This is a genomic window from Vibrio fortis (genome assembly GCF_000695685.1).
GTDB lineage: Bacteria > Pseudomonadota > Gammaproteobacteria > Enterobacterales > Vibrionaceae > Vibrio > Vibrio fortis_A.
Map to the genome: position 1 here is coordinate 48370 of NZ_JFFR01000012.1, position 17513 is coordinate 65882.

Sequence of the window (17513 nt, forward strand, 5' to 3'; positions counted from 1 at the left end):
AATGCAACAAATCAGTTATTTACAAGAGCAATTGGGCCTAATGACGTGGCCATTGCTTATCTGCTCAGCGCTTACTGCAATGATCATCGTTGAGCGTATTTTCCAAGTGATGCTGAGTATCGGTGTTGGACGCCGCGCTATTCGTAAAGAGCTTCACCAGATCTCACCAACCGACACTCATCAAATTGAAACGTTAGCGGCTGACTTGTCCAACAAGCGCCCACTGCTTTACAAAGGCGTTTCGATGGTGCTGGCTCATCACTCTTTTTCTAAGGGATTACGTGAAGACGCGGCTGGAATCTGGCTTCAAGAGAAACGCCATCAGCTACATGCAGGTTTACGACTACTTGGTTTGATCGGCGTTATCAGCCCACTGATCGGCCTACTGGGTACAGTTCTTGGATTAATCGAGATGTTTAAAGGCGTTGCTGCCACAACGGGCAGTATCACACCCAATGACCTAGCCGATGGACTTGGCCTTGCGATGCGCACCACCGCAGCAGGTTTGATCATCGCTCTTCCTGCCATTTCAGGTGCACAACTGCTAGGTCTATGGGCCGACAGAGTATTGGCTAAATTGGAGCACACACTGAACTACGTCAACGTGTGGCTTGAGGGTATGTCGATGCAACCAACCACGGCTCAAGTTACCGCATCACAGCAGACCGTTACAACGGAAGGTGCGCGCTAGTCATGATCAAAGTCTCTCAGAATCACAATGCATCAAGCTTAACGCCTGATCTGACACCTCTTTTGGACATCATCTTTATCGTGATGGTGTTCTTGCTTCTTACTGCTTCCGTGAAGTTGGAGTCATTGGACGTTGAGTTACCGAGTAATGACAGCAGCAATGTGTCTGAGGTGCATAAAGACTCGATCAGCGTAAATCTGCTTAACCGCGAACCCTACTGGGCAATCAACGGTAAAGAGTACATTGATTGGGAGAACTTTAAGTTGGCGCTACTTGAAGAAGTCGGTTCTGGTGATAACAAGAAGCCAATCATCATTGGTGCGGACAAAACCGCGGATGTGCAGAACCTCGTTAAGTTGCTCTCCTTCCTACAGGACAACGGTATTCCAGCAACGCAACTACTGACTGAAGGCGAATAAGCAGCCGACGTTAGGCGGCAAACCTCAAAGGCGTAGGCACCAATCTACGCCTTGTAAACATTTCAAATCATGTCGGCCAAATATGTGGACCGACAAAAACAGACAATAAGAATAGAATTATGAATACAATTAAAGAGCTCAATCACAATCAATCAGTTAAAAAGCCGCTTAAGAAGGGGCTACTTTCGATGGCAGCGCTTTTAGGTTTCTCTCTCGCTACTCATTCAGCGATTGCAGCCGACGATGCGCACCAACAACGTATTATCAGTGCCGGTAGTGCAGTCACGGAACTTGTATTGGCACTGGGCGCCGAAGATCAACTGGTCGCAATTGATGTTACTAGCCGTTTCCCGCAATCAGACAAACTTCCTAAAATTGGCTACCACCGTAATCTATCAGCAGAAGGTCTTATTGCTCTGCAACCGACCACTCTGATCGGCTCTGATGAAATGGGTCCAGATACAGCAATATCTCAACTGAAATCTGCAGGGGTTGATGTTGAAATCGTTAACACAGAAGCAAGCGTAGAGGGCCTACTTAAGCGTATCGACCAAATCGCAGAGATCACGCATACAGAAGAGAACTCTAAAGCGGTAAAAGAGAGCGTGAATAAGAAAATCGCTGCGCTTGAAGCTAACCAAGTTCCTCAAAATGAAGCTAAGAAAGTGCTGTTCTTATTACTTCACGAAGGTCGCCCAGCGAATGTTGCGGGCAGTGAGACCTCTCCAAACGCGATCATCGAACTTGCGGGTGGTATTAACCCAGCAGCTGAAAGCTTAACGTCTTATAAACCACTGTCTATGGAATCTATGGTTGAGATGCAACCAGACGTTATTCTTGTTAGCGGCCGTAGTTACCAAAAAATGGGCGGAGCAGACGCTATTTTGAAATCACTACCAATGCTAGCGGCGACACCAGCGGGTATGAACAAGCAGATCATCACCGTTAACGGTAGCGCACTAGTTGGCGGTCTTGGCTTAGCAAGTCTTGCCGAAGCAAAACGTTTAAACGCACGTATTTATCCACAATAACTTACTGATTGTGCGTTTAGTTTAAGGCTCTCATTATGCTGTTAAGAACCGTACCTTTAAAAACATCAATGGTAGGCTTTGGTATCGCCCTAGTCTTCATTGCCCTGTTTTCGATTACTGTTGGACCAATGAATATTAGCTTGAGCGACAGTGCGGCAAGCTTGTTCAATCCAAACAATGAACTCGCGCCTCACATCAACCTGGTGATCCAAGAGATTCGATTGCCACGAACCATTCTGTGCATGGTGATTGGTGCCATATTAGCGCTATGTGGCGCAGTGATGCAGGGGCTGTTCAGAAACCCATTAGCAGAGCCGGGAATCATTGGTGTTTCCGCCGGTGCTGCGTTAGGTGCTGCGTTAGCAATCGTTCTTTTTTCTGAACTGAGCCTTAACTACCCAGGTTTCATGAACTTTGCAGCAGTACCAGTGTTCGCCTTTCTGGGCGGCGCATTGACGACACTTTTAGTTTATAAGCTGGGTACAGGTAAATTCGGTACTTCCGTGACCATCATGCTACTGGCAGGTGTCGCAATTAGTGCTCTCTCCGGTGCTGGCATTGGTTTTTTAAACTTCATCGCTGACGATCAAATGCTGAGAGACCTCTCATTGTGGTCGATGGGTTCATTGGCGGGCGCTAAATGGTCTGGGATTGTATTGGCCCTTGTCACCTTGGTTGTGCTGTTTATCTTGTTCTATCGCCAAGCTATGTCGTTAAATGCACTACTCCTTGGTGAGTCTGAAGCGCAACACTTAGGTATCCCCGTTCAAAAACTCAAACGTCAGTTGATCTTACTGACGGCGGCGGGCGTTGGCATTACGGTAAGTCTCTCAGGTATGATTGGATTCATTGGCTTAGTGATTCCTCATCTGGGTCGCATGCTTGCTGGTCCTGATCACCGTATACTACTCCCTCTATCCGCAGTCCTAGGTGCACTATTACTGACAGCTGCTGACATGTTCTCACGTGTGGTACTGGCACCAGCCGAGCTGCCCGTTGGTATCGTGACTGCCATTATCGGCGCACCATTTTTCCTATATCTACTATTCCAACAAAAAGGGAGAATTCTGTAATGCACTCCCCAGCCTTAAAAGCCAGCGACATTCATGTAAAGTTTGGCAGTAAAGTGATTCTAGATAATGTCTCTCTCGAGATAGAAGCGGGTAAAGTAACAACACTTCTTGGCCCGAATGGTGCTGGAAAAAGCACGTTACTCAAAGCGTTATGCCAAGAGATCGAAAGCCAAGGTCACATCAATTACTTTGGCCGAGACAGAGCACTATGGTCACCGAGCACACTGGCGAAGCATTTAGCGATGCTCCCACAGCACAGCACACTCACTTTTCCATTCCTTGCTAACGAAGTGGTTGAACTTGGTGGTATTCCACTACAAGAATCCAATCGAGCACTGAATAAAATCGCACAAGAGAAAATGGATACGGCGGACGTTTCTCATCTTGCTGACCGTCTCTACCCATCACTTTCTGGTGGTGAAAAGCAGCGTGTACATCTAGCGCGCGTGTTGACTCAACTGCATCACTCTGGAGACCAATGTGTATTGATGCTCGACGAGCCCACTTCAGCGCTCGATCTCGCTCATCAACACAACACACTGAAAATCGCTCGTAAAATGGCAGACGAACAAAACGCGGCAGTCATTGTGGTGCTACACGACTTGAACCTGGCCGCGCAGTATTCTGATCGTTTGGTCGTATTGAAAGGCGGGCAGTTAGTATGTGATGGAACACCATGGGAAGCACTAAAGCCAGAGATGATTGAAGATGTCTACGGGTATCGGAGTATTGTTGAAAAACACCCTACTATGAGCTTCCCTCAAGTCCACCCTGCTGGTTAATAAACAAAAAGAGCACCTTACGGTGCTCTTTTTAGTTTCTAAAGGCTTAAAACGCCATTCACGGCCATTTAAGCTATTGTCCAGATTAACAATAGGTATTATTGCTAGAGATTTACATAATTCTGAACGATTCCATGTACCTAATCAGGTACCTCTAAACGTTAGTCACCTCGCTACTTTTGAAGCCACAATAAGAGCCAAATGGTTGTTGACCACAAAAACAGCAGGCACAAAAAAAGCTCCTAATAAGGAGCTTTTCTTTCAATGGATTATTTGCTCATTTGAATTAGAGACTTACCAATTAACCATTCTAGTTCTTTACCGCTTGTGTCGCCAAACTGAGTTTCAGTCAGTTTGTACAGGCGGTCAATACCGTTAGCAGCGAACTCGTGTGCGCTTTCTGAAGTAACGATATGGTGGAATAGTAGGCGTAAGATTGCTAGGAACTCAGCATCTTCCAGGGCTTTAATCCAGCTATCAGAAAATGCATCTAAACCATTTTCGAAATCAATGTGTTCCATGAACATTTTGAAGATACGACCATCAAGCGCTGCCGTAAAATCTGTCTTCTTTGGAAAGTGGTGGCTAATACCAGTACGAGAAACACCCGTTTGTTGACTCAACGTCGTGTATGACATCTTGTCGTAACCCAGTCTTAGTAGCTGGTCAACTACGGCATCCATGATTTTCTGGATAGTGATTTCTGTATCTTCTTTACTACGCTTTGGCATATTCAGGCTCTTCTTTTTGTAAATCCATCTAACTCATCAAATGAAGTCAGAATGAAAATCGTTATCAGCATTATGTGAGTAAGGCGATTTTTCGCAAGTATTTGCGCCCAATAACACAAGAATACTCTGTACGACCAATTTTACAGTGTTGCGTCTTTGCGCACTTTGTTTAATTAGTCTTCGGAATTCACCTTACCGTTCTAAAGCAGTGTTTTAAAATAACCGCTTAGAATATGAAATGCGAAACAATAAATTCATTATATAAATACCTATCAAGCGATAGATACTCTTATAAAATCATTCAGGGTGCAACTAACTGAATGATGTTCTGACAAATTAATGACACTAATTTTCAGAAAAATATGAGCTTGATCACACCCATATTCACATTTATAAAACGCCATGCTCATTGTTTTCCTCAACAAACAACATAGCATACCAATGCAAGATAGGCCAAAGGATTTAATTTTTGTAGATACAGATCAAATTGCTCGGTAAAATAACCTCATATTTTGTAAGAGGATTATTTATGAACCAAGATGTTGGCACTAATGATGTATGCGAAGCTTGCGGTTGCGCAGGCGAAATGGGTTTCATCATTAAAGAAGGCGACGATGTAGCGGAAGTTGTAATCTACGGTAACTCGAAAGAAGCAATGGAAGCAGAACTAGCTAAGTACATTGATTTAGCTAAACAAGTTTCAAGCAGTGTTGAGTTTGAATCAACAGAACTAACAGAAGAAAGCAACGAACTACGTACACGTTTCAAGTTCGAAGTGAGCGCAGAGAAAATTATCTTTGAACTGAAAACACGTTCAATCGCACGATAACGCGCCCTACTTTATTGATTAAGACGAGCCTATTGCTCGTCTTTTTTTTCGAGTGTTTTCCATGAAAGAGCGCCATTTGTCTCGAAATCATTCTGTTCTGCACACTGAATCACTACTCCTGATATTTCCAGAACAGCACCTAAACTGTAAGCCTTATCATCGTAATAACAGACCCGTGGGTTCGTATTCTTTTGCGATACAACCACCGCCTTTTTCGCAGGTACAGAAATAATATTGTCGGCATAAACGTTTGCATTATTCCCAAATAGACCTGAGATTACTGTCAAAGATATGACTTTAATTGCATTTAATCTTTTCACTTATATTTCGCCCTCTGTTTAATTGGCTAAATCTAACAATTATCGGCAATATTTCTGGGCTCGTATGCAATTTCCGATATAGTAAGCGCAACTCTGTTAGAAGATCGTCATTATGCTCAGAACTGTCACATTGCTTGCGTGCTTACTCACCATATCAAATAGTTACTCCCAGCCCCTCGATCACTATCAAATATTGAATCATCTCGACAATTACGGAAATCTTTACCTGCGTAATAAGCCTTATACCGAATTACCGACAGGGTTAGTCGTCAAAGGTAATTTAAATATAGAGAAAACGTCTATCAAACAACTACCAAAAGAACTTGAAATTGGTGGTAGTCTACAAGCAGCGAATAGCTTGCTCAGACGTGTACCAGCAGGTACCTCTATCAAAGGTTACGCCAACTTACTTGGGAGTCAGATCCAAAGTTGGCCAAAGGGGGTCAAGGTTGGCGGCTTTATCAACTTCACCGATACACCTCTTAAAAAGCTACCGAATGGTTTTCGAGTTAAAGGCGACTTGAGTTTGATTCGAACCCCGCTAACCGAACTGCCAAATGGCATTGTGGTTGAAGGGAATCTTTATATTGGTGGTTCTGCGATTACACAGTTCCCCGACGTGATGACAGTGAATGGCAATATCTATCTCGGTGGTAATGTCATTAGCAAATGGCCAACTACATTGAATCTGGGTGGCGCAGTAGCGCGCTAGCTAGGAAAGTTGGGGCATGACGAGTTGCCATGTATTGCGATCAAAAAAGGAGCATGACGCTCCTTTTTATTTTTATCTGCAGTCGTTAAATCATTAGACCGAATTTAGCCGACATTCTTTACTGGGTTAGCATAGCTATCGATCAGGTACTGATGCGCACCTTGAGGGATGCTTGATAGTTTCTCTTCAAACTCACGCTTCACCGCTTCAGTAATGCTGTCGTCTTCTTTATCTGCTGCCAGTAGGTTCACAGGGAACAGCTTGTAGTTCTCATGAATTTGACGGTCAATCTCTTCAGCTAGTGCTTCTGGCGTTTCAAAATCTTGGTCAATCACAGAACCAAAGCCAACATGTACATGGCCTTTATTGCCCACGATACCTTGAATGATGCTTTCGATATCTTCAAATTCGCCTTTCTCATACGAACCATTGACGTCTTTTTCGAACAACTCTAGTGCTTTTGCCGTATCACATGGGTCATTTTCGTAAGATATCGCAACCGGTACGATCTTCAATGACTTAACATACTCAGCGAAAGCAACTTTCTGTTTACGACCTTCAACGTGGAACATCTTCAGGATAGCTGGATCAGTGAAGTCGTTACCGTCTTTTGCACGCCCTTCTTTCTGCGCAATCCAGATAGAGTTACCCGTATCTAGAGAGTGCTTAATATAAGAAGAGAGTTGGCCAAGCGCTTTCATCATCTCACGCGGCCCTTTAAGCGAGCGCTTAACAATAAAGCTCTTGTTCAAACGCATAAGTTCAGTCGCGCATGGCTTCTTAAGCAGGTTATCACCAATCGCAATACGGCATGTGTTGTGGTTTTGCTGATGCAGTGCATAGTTAACCAAAGCCGGATCCATGGCGATATCGCGGTGGTTAGAGACAAACAAGTAAGACTGATTTTGATCTAACGATTCAAGCCCCGTGTAAGTCACACCTTTAGTGGTATTCGCTAAGGTATCACGAAGGTACTTTTTCACTTCGATCTGAATCGCTTCTACGCTCTGCAGCTTGCTCCACTTCATTTTTAGGTAAACACGCAAGATTGGGCTCATGATTGCTTGGAACCAAGCAGCGTGATTAGTGAAGCGATAGTTTAGGATCGCGCTGATGAATTCTTCATCATTGATTAGGCGATCGAGTGCCGCAGGAATTTCGTCGTCGTTATAAGGACGGATATCAATATATGGATCAGTCTGAGAGGTCATTTTTCACTACATCTAATAAAAAGCTGGCTCATTCTACGCATTGTTTTGCTTTCTCGCAGCTACAGAGCCCATACTTTTGACAAGGTCAGACCAGAAACATCGGATTTACCTGCATTATTGTTGGCATACGTTAAAATTAACGGTAATCTTAGCGGCCGCAAAACTAAGGACCTTCTATGAACTTCGCTATCGAATACACATCGGCTTACTACTCCCACCTAGAAATCACTCCTAGAAAAAAAGTGGTAAAACATAGCCTTGTATCCGTTGAAAGCGGATTAGTTTTGATTAAGATTGGTAAACAGGAACACGCCATTGAGCCGGGTCAAAGCCTTTGGATCCCGTTTGACTGTTTAACTTCCCTCACCTACTTTCCGAACACGCGAATCGCACGCGTAGACTTTTCAGTGCGTCTAACCGATGCTTTCCCTAAGCAAGCAGGCTACGTGAATCAAACACCACTTTCACAAGCTTTGCTCGATAAGCTCGCAACCTTGGCAGTTAAAAACAAAGACACCAACAATGCGTCTTCAACATTTAAAGAGTTATTAGCGGTAGTTAAGCAGGAAGTATTGACCTTTAAGCCATTGCTGTGTGAAAGCGAATTGTCGCAACGCTTCAACCGTTGGAACATTGAAGACTCACCACTATCTCAAGAACAAACCCTAGTGATGGTGATGCGTGAAGCGAAAAAACGCATGCAGTCAGGTCAGAAGAAAGAGAAGGTAATTGACGAGTTATTCTCGGGGCAAACCGAAGAATTCGAGCAGCTGTGTATGCTGGTGTTTGGCGACACGCTGTAAACTGACATAGTCTGCTCAGACAACGAAAAAGCCGCAAACTCTATGAGAGTCGCGACTTTTTTAATTTGGTATGTTTTTCTAGAGCCTATTTTTCCGGAAATGAGCTCTTTTAGAACGGAAACTCAATCTGCATCATCATGTCGGCTTCTCTGGCATCATGCCAGCGATAATCGAATCGCATGCGAGGTTCACCCACTGATTTCTCACCAAACCCAATGCTGAGCTGCAAACCATGGTTTAGGATCCACTCTTCTGTGGTCATGTCGTACTTTTTATCTTCCAGATCTTCAGGAAACCACATCCCCAAGCCAACATAGTTCGAGCTAATGCTTTGAGTAATGATTGGTGAGTCTTTGGTTTGTAGTACCCAATCAGACCAGTAGTCGTTTGAAGAGGCTTCAGGTTCGTCACTAAACCCACTCAGGCTCAGCATTCTTTGACTGAAAGATTCAAGGCTGTCTGAAAAGTTGAGGCATGTCGTCTGTTCATCAGAATCAAACATAATTGAGTCTAGGCTGAATAGATCACACTCAGCATGCGCATGCAAGCTAAAGGTAACGACGAAGCTGGTCGTTAAAAGTGCTCTTTTTAGCATAGTGCTCTGACCTCTAAGAATTAAGGACTACATTGTCTTATACAGCCCACCGTCTTGCAAGATGTTTGTAACTGACTTTGTACTCAAATTTGCAAAGTCATCACCATTTATAATCGCATTGCGAATATCGGTGCTACGAACTTTTACTTTTTCTGGGCAAGCCATCACAGACCAGCGTTCAGTGATCTCGTCAGACTTATAAAAAGACGAGAACTTAAAGAAGTTATCCGGCCCGATGACAAAAGTTATATCGGCCGTTGGATGAGATTCTTGAAGCTTTTTTAATACTGCGTACGTTGTGACGCTTTCACCTGGGGTGTACAAACTTTGCTCTACTAAAGATAGTTCAACTTGCTCAATAGCCAAGTCATTGATAAATGCCTCAACAAGCTGACATCGAATATCATAATCCAACATGGTTTTTCCCCACGCGTGAGCAATGCTCGGAACAAGTAAAATTCGGTCGAAGTGCACCAAAGATTCAATGACACTTTTATGCCCTAAACTTGGTGGGTTAAATGCACTACCAAAAACCGCTATTTTTTCCATCGCTTGTCGCTGCCTTCTTTTATCTCACTGTGTAAAGAGGTTTTTATCTCTCTTGATTTCGGTATGATAACACTAGATTTCAATTTGCTTGCAGGAAAGGAATACGAATGGAACAGTTAATTCGTGATGAAATGCGCGTTCTACCATCAATTGACGCTCAATTTGAAGTAGATCGTCGTGTAGAGTTCATCAAAACCAAATTACAACAATCAGGATGTAAGTCTCTTGTACTGGGTATCAGCGGTGGCGTTGACTCAACAACATGTGGCCGACTCGCTCAGCTAGCAGTAGACAGTCTTAATGAATCAAGCAACAGCAACGATTATCAGTTTATCGCCGTTCGCCTGCCTTACGGTGAGCAAAAAGACGAAGATGAAGCGCAGCTTGCTCTCTCTTTCATCCAACCATCTCAATCTGTATCAGTAAACATTAAAGCGGGCGTTGATGGCCTGCATGCCGCGTCTCATGTTGCGCTTGAAGGCACAGGTCTTCTTCCTACTGATTCAGCTAAGATTGATTTCGTAAAAGGCAACGTAAAAGCTCGTGCTCGCATGATCGCTCAATACGAAATCGCAGGTTACGTTGGTGGCTTAGTTATCGGTACTGACCACTCGGCAGAAAACATCACTGGATTCTACACAAAGCACGGTGACGGCGCATGTGACCTTGCACCACTGTTTGGTCTAAGCAAACGCCAAGTTCGTGAGCTGGCGGCAACACTAGGCGCACCAGAACTTTTGGTGAAAAAGGTACCTACAGCTGACCTTGAAGAGCTAGATCCTCAGAAAGCAGACGAAGATGCACTGAACCTGACTTACGACCAGATCGATGACTTCCTAGAAGGCAAAGAAGTGTCTAAAGAGGTCTCTGATCGTCTAGTAAGCATCTATCAAGCGACGCAGCACAAACGTCAACCGATCCCAACGATCTACGACTAAGCTCAAGTTGGTTACGTAGTAATCTGCGTGCCAACCTAGCGCAAGACTCGCTAAGCAAAAGGCCGACGGAGAACACCGTCGGCCTTTTCATTATGTGTTATCACCAGAATCTGTTGACCTTTGGCGGTTAGTCGACCACTTCGATATCGGTTTGTGGTACACAGCAACACGCTAGTACTTGCCCCATATTACGCTCATGATCTTGCAGCGCTGGAACATCAGGTTGATGCACTTGCCCGGACTCTAGAGTCACCTTACACGCCCCACAGAATCCAGCTCGGCAGCTTGACGCAATTGAAACACCCGCGGCTTCCGCTTGGTCAAGCAAAGTACCTTGGTTGTTGCCCTCGAACAGATAACCATTAACGCTTAACTGCAGAGTTTTCACCACTTCTTCCGTTGCCTGGTTAACACCAAACGCTTCTTGATGGTAATGCTGCGGGTTTAAACCCATTTGAATCAGCATCTTTTTAGCATTGTCCATAAAGCCATCAGGGCCACAAACAAATGCTTGGCGTCGATGCAGGTCATCGATCTTTGCGATATGAGAAACGCTCAAACGCCCTGATAAACCTTGCCAATCTTTAGCTGGCTGACTAAGTGAATAGATCACCTTTAGGCCTGGGTGCTTATCAGCAATTTCTTGAATCTCTTGTTGATAAGGGATATCTAACTCGCTGCTGCACTGATGATAGAACACCACATCTTCTACTTGGTTGTGGTCGGCAAGGTAACGCAGCATAGAAAGCATAGGTGTGACACCGCTGCCTGCAGAAAGCAGCAATAGCGGGTGATTTGGATTCTCTTCCAGATAGAAAGCGCCATCAGGGTTTTGCGCCACTAACGTATCACCCACTTGGAAATGGTCATTAAGCCAGTTTGAAATTCGGCCATCATCGACACGCTTTACCGAGATCGCAAGGCGACCTGCGCGTGATGGGCTTGAAGACAATGTATAACGACGAGAAATCTTCTCGCCATCGATGGTCATCTCAATCGGTAGGTGCTGACCTGGCTGGTAGCTAGGTAGAACTTTGTCACCTTTGGCTGGCTCCAACCAAAACGTTGTAAAGTCGCGCGCGATCTCTTCACGCTCAACACATGTAAGATGCAATGACTCAACCCAGGTATCTTCATACTGCTCTTTAGGTTTGATCTCTAGCACTTCAATCTTATCGCCTTCCTTAATCACACCTTCGTTTTTCGCTACAAGGTTCTGACCAAAGAAAACACCGCCAGTCTTATCAGCGCGGAACTGAGAGAAGGTATTCAGTGGCTCTTTTGAAGGGCGGAACTCACCTTTATCTACATCAACCGTGGTCAAAATACAGCGCTGACACGGTTTCACCGCTTCAAACTCGACTTCACCTATTCGAATGCGCTTCCAACCATCTTCACCAAACGCTTCGGTATTCGAGACCACTAAGTTGGTACGAAATTGATCCATGGTATGCAGCTCTGGGCTGCGGCGATTAAGTTCAGCTAACGATGCTTCACTAATAATAAGAAGTGGGTAGCCATCAGCGAAGCTCACATTATGTCCGAGCTTCTCACGCACGCGATTAGACTGCTCACCCGTAAACAGTAACTCGACACGTTGTCCAAGCACATCACTGAACCAATCATCTGCGGCATCATTGGTGGTGTAAGCGGTGAAGTTGTCTTTCCAAACCGTAGCGGGTGTCTCCTGCATCTTGAACTCATTGTATTTCACACGCAGTGCCGGCTTACCTTCACATGTAAAAATCAAGCCATCCGGTTGCAAGCTAGAAGACACTTTTACCATTTGTGGATACTTACGAGCCGTTACCATTGAGCCATCCGCCAGCGCCAACATAAAGCGTCGGTCAAAACTCAGACCTTGTTTTTCTACCCATGCACTTGATAGCGAGATCCCGCCAACTGATTTAACAGGATAAACATTCACCTGAGAGAGATAAGGACTTTGAGCTTCCGAGGACTTTGACATAACGACTCCAGTGTTATTAGATTTTTTACAATGCTAACAAATGCACCCAGTTTTAGGAACTCGCTCGCACTAAACACTTGATACTCAGCTATTATATTGAGAAGTGAGCAAAATATACTTTTAACCATCAGTTGTTTTATAAAAATCAGGAGCCTTGTGGTTGTGTATTTTTTATCAAGCTGCAAGGTGAGACTTTTGAAACGTCATTGAATAAAAAGGAATTATCATGAATAAGCTTCTTGTCATCATCTTATGTGTTCTTCTTCCACCACTTGGTGTGTTCGTCGCTCGTGGCGCAGGCAAAGACCTATTGATCAACATTGTACTCACGATCTTCTTCTGGGTTCCGGGAATGATTCACGGCTTATGGGTGGCGACACGATAATCGAGCACATTTAATACAAATCAACCCTTTGCCTGTACAGATCGAAGCTTCTACCGATGAAGTAGTAAAAATAGGATGAAATAAAACGGCTTTTCCACTATCATCCTGTCGCCTAAACGTAAGCGATTGCTTTCACAGATTTCGCACCGTTTAGGCTCCAACTACATAACATTTCAATTGGTGGGAGCTTTCAATGACACAACTTACGATTACTCGTCCTGACGACTGGCACGTTCATCTACGCGATGGCGAAGTACTGAAAGATACAGTTCGCGATATCAGCCGTTACAATGGTCGAGCGTTAATCATGCCAAACACTGTCCCACCTGTAACTGATACAGAAATGGCGCTGGCTTACCGCGAGCGCATCATGGCAGAAAAGCCAAGTGAGCAGTTCGAGCCACTGATGGCACTTTACCTAACAGACAACACAACTCCTGACGAGATCCGCAAAGCGAAAGCGTCTGGTGCAGTGGTAGCAGCGAAACTTTATCCAGCTGGCGCAACAACGAACTCGGATTCTGGTGTGACGTCTGCAAAGAACATCTACCACGTACTAGAAGCAATGCAAGAAGTAGGCATGTTGCTATTGGTTCATGGTGAAGTAACCACTCACGACGTTGATATCTTCGACCGTGAGAAAGAGTTCCTAGATACCGTTCTAGCACCTATCGTTAACGACTTCCCTAACCTTAAGATTGTTCTAGAGCACATCACAACGGCTGATGCAGCAACGTTCGTTAAAAATGCTAACGAGAACGTTGCAGCAACCATCACAGCACACCACCTACTGTACAACCGTAACCACATGTTGGTTGGCGGCATCAAGCCACACTTCTACTGCCTACCGATTCTTAAGCGTAACACCCACCAGCAAGCGCTGATTGAAGCAGCAACAAGTGGTAGCAAGAAGTTTTTCCTAGGTACAGACTCTGCACCTCACGCAAAAGGCGCGAAAGAGTCGGCATGTGGCTGTGCAGGTTCATACACGGCGCATGCTGCAGTAGAACTTTACGCTGAAGTATTTGAGCAAGAAGGCAAGCTTGAAAACCTAGAAGCTTTTGCAAGTCACAACGGCCCTGATTTCTACGGTGTACCTCGTAACACCGACACTGTGACTCTTACCAAGGAAGAGTGGAACGTAGCAGAAACTATGCCGTTCGGTTCAGACATTGTTGTGCCAATCCGTGGCGGTGAGACAATCGGTTGGACAGTTAAATAAGTTCTTAATTTGTCGCAAAAATAATACGCCCTGCACTATCTGTGCGGGGCTTTTTTGTTTGTGAACAAAGTCACTTGCGAATCCATTAATCGTATCTAATCTTATATAAACAGTAACCACACTTATTAAATGGTTTACATGAATTTAGGCTTAGATATCCGCACACTCTGTTTAATCATGGTCTTTTTATCGGGCACCTATTGTGTCGGGTTGTTGATCAAACAACACAGTCAGCCTCAAACCACAGGCGTACGCACGCTTTTCTATGCCATCTTGTTATTTATGATCGGCTTTTCGCTGCTCAGCTTCGGAAACGACATCAACTTATGGGTTTCCAAGATCCTTTCCAACGCGACTATTGCTGGCGGATTTTGCTTAATCGTATTGAGCTTATGTCAACTCAGACAACCCCCAAAACACTACGCTGTGAGTAGCGGGTTAGCGCTACTGATAACCATTGCCGCTCTTATCTATTTCACCTTTATTGCCCCCTCAACAAACGCTCGCGTGATTGTAATGAGCCTGTACATTACGCTCTGTAGCCTAGCGAGCATAAAAGTCATTAATGTTGGTACCGCCAAAGACCCTAGTTCTGCGCTCAGACTTTTGCTCGTTGTTTTGATCCTCCATTCAGTGTTCATGATGTATCGAATCTGGTTTACGCTTAACGAAGGCAACATAGATGATTTCTTGTACGCAGGTAGCATTCATCAATTTGCCATCATTATCACTGCGCTTTTGATTAGTACTCTCGGGTTTACTTATAGTTGGATTCTTAATACTCGGCTCATGCAGTCTCTTTATAGCTCATCACTCAAAGACAGCCTTACCCAAGTCTACAATCGCGGTGCCATGACTGAGCTGATTCCTCGCGAGATCATACGCAACACTCGTTTTAACAACTCCATCTCTTTCATTATTCTGGATATCGATCATTTCAAGGAGATCAATGATCGATACGGTCATCAAACAGGTGACAGGGTATTAAATGGTATAGGGCGATTACTACTCAATGAATTAAGAGGCCATGATCTTGCTTTTCGCTACGGCGGAGAAGAGTTTTTGATCGTGCTCCCTGAAACCAACTTTGACGGCGCTTGCCAAGTCGCCGAAAAACTCAGATTGCTGATTGAGCGCCAAAGGTTTTGGCTCAAGCAACCAAAACCTATTACTGCTAGTTTTGGGGTAAGCCTTCACCAAAAGGAAAACAGTCTCGCTCGTACCGTTAAGCAAGCGGATATTGCGCTCTATTACGCCAAAGAGCATGGTCGAAATGCCGTTGGGTGCTTTGACCAAAACCACAACTCCTCTTCAATGGTAGACGAGGCTTACTTGCTCGGTACTTCATCTCATTAACACTTAAGTACTTCGATTAAACGGCGGGAGTTAAACGCATCAGTAATGACTTCGCCACCTCATATCACTGATTCCAATAACAGTTGCTATCCAGTTAACAGCTGACTATTCTCTCTGCTTGCAATGGATTACACAGAGAAAGAATAATGAAAGACAGCTACTCCTACCCTATCGGTGAACCTGGCAAAAAGTGGACAGACGTTGAGCGCACAGCTTGGCGTGAAAGCCAAACAATCAAGCGTGAATACCAACAAGAAGTTGTGCCAAAAATCAAAGCTCTCGCAGAACGTTTCGATGTAGAGCAATACGGCGCACTAAGCTATGAAGAAGATCGCTTCCCTCTATTCGCCATTAAAACGAAAGCTTGGGATGAAAACAAGCCAACGGTACTCGTGACTGGGGGTGTTCATGGCTACGAAACCAGCGGTGTTCATGGCGCGCTTAAGTTTGCAGATACACAAGCTGAACACTACAGCCAATACTTCAACATCGTTATCGCGCCTTGTGTGAGTCCTTGGGGTTACGAAGTGATCAACCGTTGGAATCCAAACGCTGTCGATCCAAACCGCTCTTTCTACGACAATACGCCTGCAGAAGAGTCAGCGAACTTACGTGCACTCGTTGCTTCACTTCCACAAGAAGTACTGATGCACATTGATCTTCATGAAACCACAGATTCTGATGAGACCGAGTTTCGCCCTGCTCTAGCTGCGCGCGATGGCCTTGAATACATCGAAGGTATGATCCCAGATGGCTTCTACACAGTGGGTGACACAGAAAACCCGCAGCCTGACTTCCAAGCAGCAGTTATCGCTTCTGTAGAGAAAGTTACTCACATCGCTCCAGCGGATGCCGACGGTAAAATCATCGGTTCAGAGGTGACTCAATACGGCGTGATCAACTACCCAATGAAAGAGCTTGGTCTATGTGGCGGCGTAACCAACTGCAAGTACGGTACAACAACCGAGGTTTACCCAGATAGTGACAAAGTGACTGACGAAGAGTGTAATGATGCTCAAGTTGCGGCAATCGTGGGTGGCTTGGAGTATGTGATTAAGCATGAGCTAAGCGCGTAACAGACCCTAAAAAATAAAAGAGCGACTCGCATTGAATGCTGTCGCTCTTTTTTGTATCTGCTATTCAGGATTATCCGTTATCGCTAAAGTCACCTTAAAGCGCGAAACTAAATCCTAGGCTGTAATCATCGCCGTTTTTTGCTGTGTACTCTTTGTCTTCACTGCACGCAGTTGGTCGGCCTTTCTCATCACCTTGTACCAAGCTAACCCAGTGTCTGATGCCTGAAGAGTAGCTCTCTTCCGTTTGACCAAATGTGGTGCATGTTTCTAGCTGAATATCTTCGATGTTTACAAGTTCTAGACGACCAGTGCCGGCACGAGCACCAATGGTAACCTCTACGTGTGTGCCGCTTTCGTCACGGAACAGGATTGCTGAAGGCTTAGATTTGTCGCCTGCGTAAGCCACAAAGTGCTTCGCTCTTTTCAGACCAGTGTGTTCACCATTCTTAAAGTAAACTTGCACGTGACGGTAATCAATCTCATAGCTAACTGCATCTTCATGCGAACCGCTCTCTAGAGGGAAAAGCGTGTCTAGCAGTTGCTTCGCCATGCGTTGCTTTTCCATCTGTTTATCCGCTTTAACCATTTCGACAGCAAAGACAGCTTCAGCGATAAAGGTAGAATGGTTTCTGTGAAGTTCTGTTTTATCCAATGTAAGCATGTTCATAGTCTTTCCCTCGTACGGCTTTAAATTCCATCTAGATCAAAAAGCTTAATCGACCCGTTTTTAATTGATTATTGCGTTGTGTTTTGCAGTAACTAAAGACTACATCGATTTTAGAAATAATTTCACAACAAAAACTTCACAATGTTAATTTTAC

The 17513-nt window shown here is 44.7% G+C and carries 20 protein-coding genes; 13 read left to right on the top strand and 7 right to left on the bottom strand.

Annotation, left to right across the window (positions count from 1 at the left end; genetic code table 11):
• Position 1: 1 nt before the first annotated feature.
• From VFDL14_RS15035 to VFDL14_RS15015, 5 genes are all read left to right on the top strand, one after another.
• On the top strand, positions 2–691 hold the full coding sequence (locus VFDL14_RS15035) for a MotA/TolQ/ExbB proton channel family protein (protein ID WP_032550448.1): 690 nt from the start codon (positions 2–4) through the stop codon (positions 689–691).
• A 2-nt stretch (positions 692–693) separates the two neighbouring features.
• Positions 694–1110, top strand: a complete 417-nt coding sequence (locus tag VFDL14_RS15030) for an ExbD/TolR family protein (RefSeq protein ID WP_032550449.1) — start codon at positions 694–696, stop codon at positions 1108–1110.
• 188 nt (positions 1111–1298) lie between these two features.
• Positions 1299–2141 carry a heme/hemin ABC transporter substrate-binding protein gene (locus VFDL14_RS15025; RefSeq protein WP_235201682.1) on the top strand — a complete coding sequence of 281 codons (843 nt, stop codon included), beginning with the start codon at positions 1299–1301 and terminating at the stop codon, positions 2139–2141.
• Between the two features lie 35 nt (positions 2142–2176).
• A complete protein-coding gene (locus tag VFDL14_RS15020; protein ID WP_032550451.1) occupies positions 2177–3214 on the top strand; it encodes a FecCD family ABC transporter permease in 1038 nt (345 codons plus the stop codon).
• Complete coding sequence (locus VFDL14_RS15015) at positions 3214–3996, top strand: heme ABC transporter ATP-binding protein (RefSeq protein WP_032550452.1); 783 nt, start codon at positions 3214–3216, stop codon at positions 3994–3996. The genes VFDL14_RS15020 and VFDL14_RS15015 overlap by 1 nt, the downstream gene beginning before the upstream one ends.
• 269 nt (positions 3997–4265) lie before the next feature.
• Here VFDL14_RS15015 and VFDL14_RS15010 read toward each other — a convergent pair whose 3' ends face one another.
• Positions 4266–4727: a TetR/AcrR family transcriptional regulator gene (locus VFDL14_RS15010; protein ID WP_032550453.1), complete on the bottom strand. Its 462-nt coding sequence runs from the start codon at positions 4725–4727 to the stop codon at positions 4266–4268.
• Between the two features lie 529 nt (positions 4728–5256).
• Here VFDL14_RS15010 and VFDL14_RS15005 point away from each other — a divergent pair.
• Positions 5257–5556: a YfcZ/YiiS family protein gene (locus VFDL14_RS15005; protein WP_032550454.1), complete on the top strand. Its 300-nt coding sequence runs from the start codon at positions 5257–5259 to the stop codon at positions 5554–5556.
• A gap of 29 nt (positions 5557–5585) precedes the next feature.
• Here VFDL14_RS15005 and VFDL14_RS15000 read toward each other — a convergent pair whose 3' ends face one another.
• Entirely contained in the window at positions 5586–5849 is a 264-nt protein-coding gene (locus tag VFDL14_RS15000) for a DUF1496 domain-containing protein (protein ID WP_050487377.1), read from the bottom strand.
• A gap of 139 nt (positions 5850–5988) precedes the next feature.
• Between VFDL14_RS15000 and VFDL14_RS14995 the strand changes: the two genes are divergently transcribed.
• Positions 5989–6588, top strand: coding sequence for a hypothetical protein (locus tag VFDL14_RS14995; protein WP_032550456.1), 600 nt, complete (start codon positions 5989–5991; stop codon positions 6586–6588).
• 104 nt (positions 6589–6692) lie between these two features.
• On the opposite strand, the gene VFDL14_RS14990 is transcribed toward VFDL14_RS14995, so the two are convergent.
• A complete protein-coding gene (locus VFDL14_RS14990) occupies positions 6693–7799 on the bottom strand; it encodes a 1-acyl-sn-glycerol-3-phosphate acyltransferase (protein ID WP_032550457.1) in 1107 nt (368 codons plus the stop codon).
• A 176-nt stretch (positions 7800–7975) separates the two neighbouring features.
• Here VFDL14_RS14990 and VFDL14_RS14985 point away from each other — a divergent pair, with 176 nt between their 5' ends.
• Positions 7976–8602: an AraC family transcriptional regulator gene (locus VFDL14_RS14985; protein ID WP_032550458.1), complete on the top strand. Its 627-nt coding sequence runs from the start codon at positions 7976–7978 to the stop codon at positions 8600–8602.
• Positions 8603–8711: 109 nt separating this feature from the next.
• Here VFDL14_RS14985 and VFDL14_RS14980 read toward each other — a convergent pair whose 3' ends face one another.
• Both VFDL14_RS14980 and VFDL14_RS14975 read right to left on the bottom strand, forming a co-directional pair.
• Complete coding sequence (locus tag VFDL14_RS14980) at positions 8712–9197, bottom strand: hypothetical protein (protein WP_032550459.1); 486 nt, start codon at positions 9195–9197, stop codon at positions 8712–8714.
• A 27-nt stretch (positions 9198–9224) separates the two neighbouring features.
• Positions 9225–9746, bottom strand: coding sequence for a nicotinate-nicotinamide nucleotide adenylyltransferase (locus VFDL14_RS14975; RefSeq protein WP_032550460.1), 522 nt, complete (start codon positions 9744–9746; stop codon positions 9225–9227).
• 107 nt (positions 9747–9853) lie between these two features.
• On the opposite strand from VFDL14_RS14975, the gene nadE reads away from it, so the two are divergent.
• Positions 9854–10684, top strand: a complete 831-nt coding sequence (gene nadE, locus VFDL14_RS14970) for an ammonia-dependent NAD(+) synthetase (RefSeq protein ID WP_032550461.1) — start codon at positions 9854–9856, stop codon at positions 10682–10684.
• A gap of 127 nt (positions 10685–10811) precedes the next feature.
• Here nadE and VFDL14_RS0123065 read toward each other — a convergent pair whose 3' ends face one another.
• On the bottom strand, positions 10812–12653 hold the full coding sequence (locus VFDL14_RS0123065) for a hybrid-cluster NAD(P)-dependent oxidoreductase (protein WP_032550462.1): 1842 nt from the start codon (positions 12651–12653) through the stop codon (positions 10812–10814).
• Positions 12654–12879: 226 nt separating this feature from the next.
• On the opposite strand from VFDL14_RS0123065, the gene VFDL14_RS23920 reads away from it, so the two are divergent.
• From VFDL14_RS23920 to VFDL14_RS14950, 4 genes are all read left to right on the top strand, one after another.
• Positions 12880–13038, top strand: coding sequence for a YqaE/Pmp3 family membrane protein (locus tag VFDL14_RS23920; RefSeq protein ID WP_032550463.1), 159 nt, complete (start codon positions 12880–12882; stop codon positions 13036–13038).
• Positions 13039–13231: 193 nt separating this feature from the next.
• Positions 13232–14260 carry a dihydroorotase gene (gene pyrC / locus VFDL14_RS14960; RefSeq protein WP_032550464.1) on the top strand — a complete coding sequence of 343 codons (1029 nt, stop codon included), beginning with the start codon at positions 13232–13234 and terminating at the stop codon, positions 14258–14260.
• Positions 14261–14398: 138 nt separating this feature from the next.
• Entirely contained in the window at positions 14399–15616 is a 1218-nt protein-coding gene (locus VFDL14_RS14955) for a GGDEF domain-containing protein (RefSeq protein ID WP_032550465.1), read from the top strand.
• 146 nt (positions 15617–15762) lie between these two features.
• Positions 15763–16692: a M14 family metallopeptidase gene (locus tag VFDL14_RS14950; protein WP_032550466.1), complete on the top strand. Its 930-nt coding sequence runs from the start codon at positions 15763–15765 to the stop codon at positions 16690–16692.
• Between the two features lie 94 nt (positions 16693–16786).
• Here VFDL14_RS14950 and VFDL14_RS14945 read toward each other — a convergent pair whose 3' ends face one another.
• Positions 16787–17359, bottom strand: coding sequence for a malate synthase (locus VFDL14_RS14945; RefSeq protein ID WP_032550467.1), 573 nt, complete (start codon positions 17357–17359; stop codon positions 16787–16789).
• Positions 17360–17513 lie beyond the last annotated feature (154 nt).

Excerpts from the sequence above, each read along its gene's own strand:
- VFDL14_RS15035 (WP_032550448.1), top strand. The coding sequence starts at position 2 with ATGCAACAAATCAGTTATTTACAAGAGCAATTGGGCCTAATGACGTGG.
- VFDL14_RS15030 (WP_032550449.1), top strand. The coding sequence starts at position 694 with ATGATCAAAGTCTCTCAGAATCACAATGCATCAAGCTTAACGCCTGAT.
- VFDL14_RS15025 (WP_235201682.1), top strand. The coding sequence starts at position 1,299 with ATGGCAGCGCTTTTAGGTTTCTCTCTCGCTACTCATTCAGCGATTGCA.
- VFDL14_RS15020 (WP_032550451.1), top strand. The coding sequence starts at position 2,177 with ATGCTGTTAAGAACCGTACCTTTAAAAACATCAATGGTAGGCTTTGGT.
- VFDL14_RS15015 (WP_032550452.1), top strand. The coding sequence starts at position 3,214 with ATGCACTCCCCAGCCTTAAAAGCCAGCGACATTCATGTAAAGTTTGGC.
- VFDL14_RS15010 (WP_032550453.1), bottom strand. The coding sequence starts at position 4,727 with ATGCCAAAGCGTAGTAAAGAAGATACAGAAATCACTATCCAGAAAATC.
- VFDL14_RS15005 (WP_032550454.1), top strand. The coding sequence starts at position 5,257 with ATGAACCAAGATGTTGGCACTAATGATGTATGCGAAGCTTGCGGTTGC.
- VFDL14_RS14995 (WP_032550456.1), top strand. The coding sequence starts at position 5,989 with ATGCTCAGAACTGTCACATTGCTTGCGTGCTTACTCACCATATCAAAT.
- VFDL14_RS14990 (WP_032550457.1), bottom strand. The coding sequence starts at position 7,799 with ATGACCTCTCAGACTGATCCATATATTGATATCCGTCCTTATAACGAC.
- VFDL14_RS14985 (WP_032550458.1), top strand. The coding sequence starts at position 7,976 with ATGAACTTCGCTATCGAATACACATCGGCTTACTACTCCCACCTAGAA.
- VFDL14_RS14980 (WP_032550459.1), bottom strand. The coding sequence starts at position 9,197 with ATGCTAAAAAGAGCACTTTTAACGACCAGCTTCGTCGTTACCTTTAGC.
- VFDL14_RS14975 (WP_032550460.1), bottom strand. The coding sequence starts at position 9,746 with ATGGAAAAAATAGCGGTTTTTGGTAGTGCATTTAACCCACCAAGTTTA.
- nadE (WP_032550461.1), top strand. The coding sequence starts at position 9,854 with ATGGAACAGTTAATTCGTGATGAAATGCGCGTTCTACCATCAATTGAC.
- VFDL14_RS0123065 (WP_032550462.1), bottom strand. The coding sequence starts at position 12,653 with ATGTCAAAGTCCTCGGAAGCTCAAAGTCCTTATCTCTCTCAGGTGAAT.
- VFDL14_RS23920 (WP_032550463.1), top strand. The coding sequence starts at position 12,880 with ATGAATAAGCTTCTTGTCATCATCTTATGTGTTCTTCTTCCACCACTT.
- pyrC (WP_032550464.1), top strand. The coding sequence starts at position 13,232 with ATGACACAACTTACGATTACTCGTCCTGACGACTGGCACGTTCATCTA.
- VFDL14_RS14955 (WP_032550465.1), top strand. The coding sequence starts at position 14,399 with ATGAATTTAGGCTTAGATATCCGCACACTCTGTTTAATCATGGTCTTT.
- VFDL14_RS14950 (WP_032550466.1), top strand. The coding sequence starts at position 15,763 with ATGAAAGACAGCTACTCCTACCCTATCGGTGAACCTGGCAAAAAGTGG.
- VFDL14_RS14945 (WP_032550467.1), bottom strand. The coding sequence starts at position 17,359 with ATGAACATGCTTACATTGGATAAAACAGAACTTCACAGAAACCATTCT.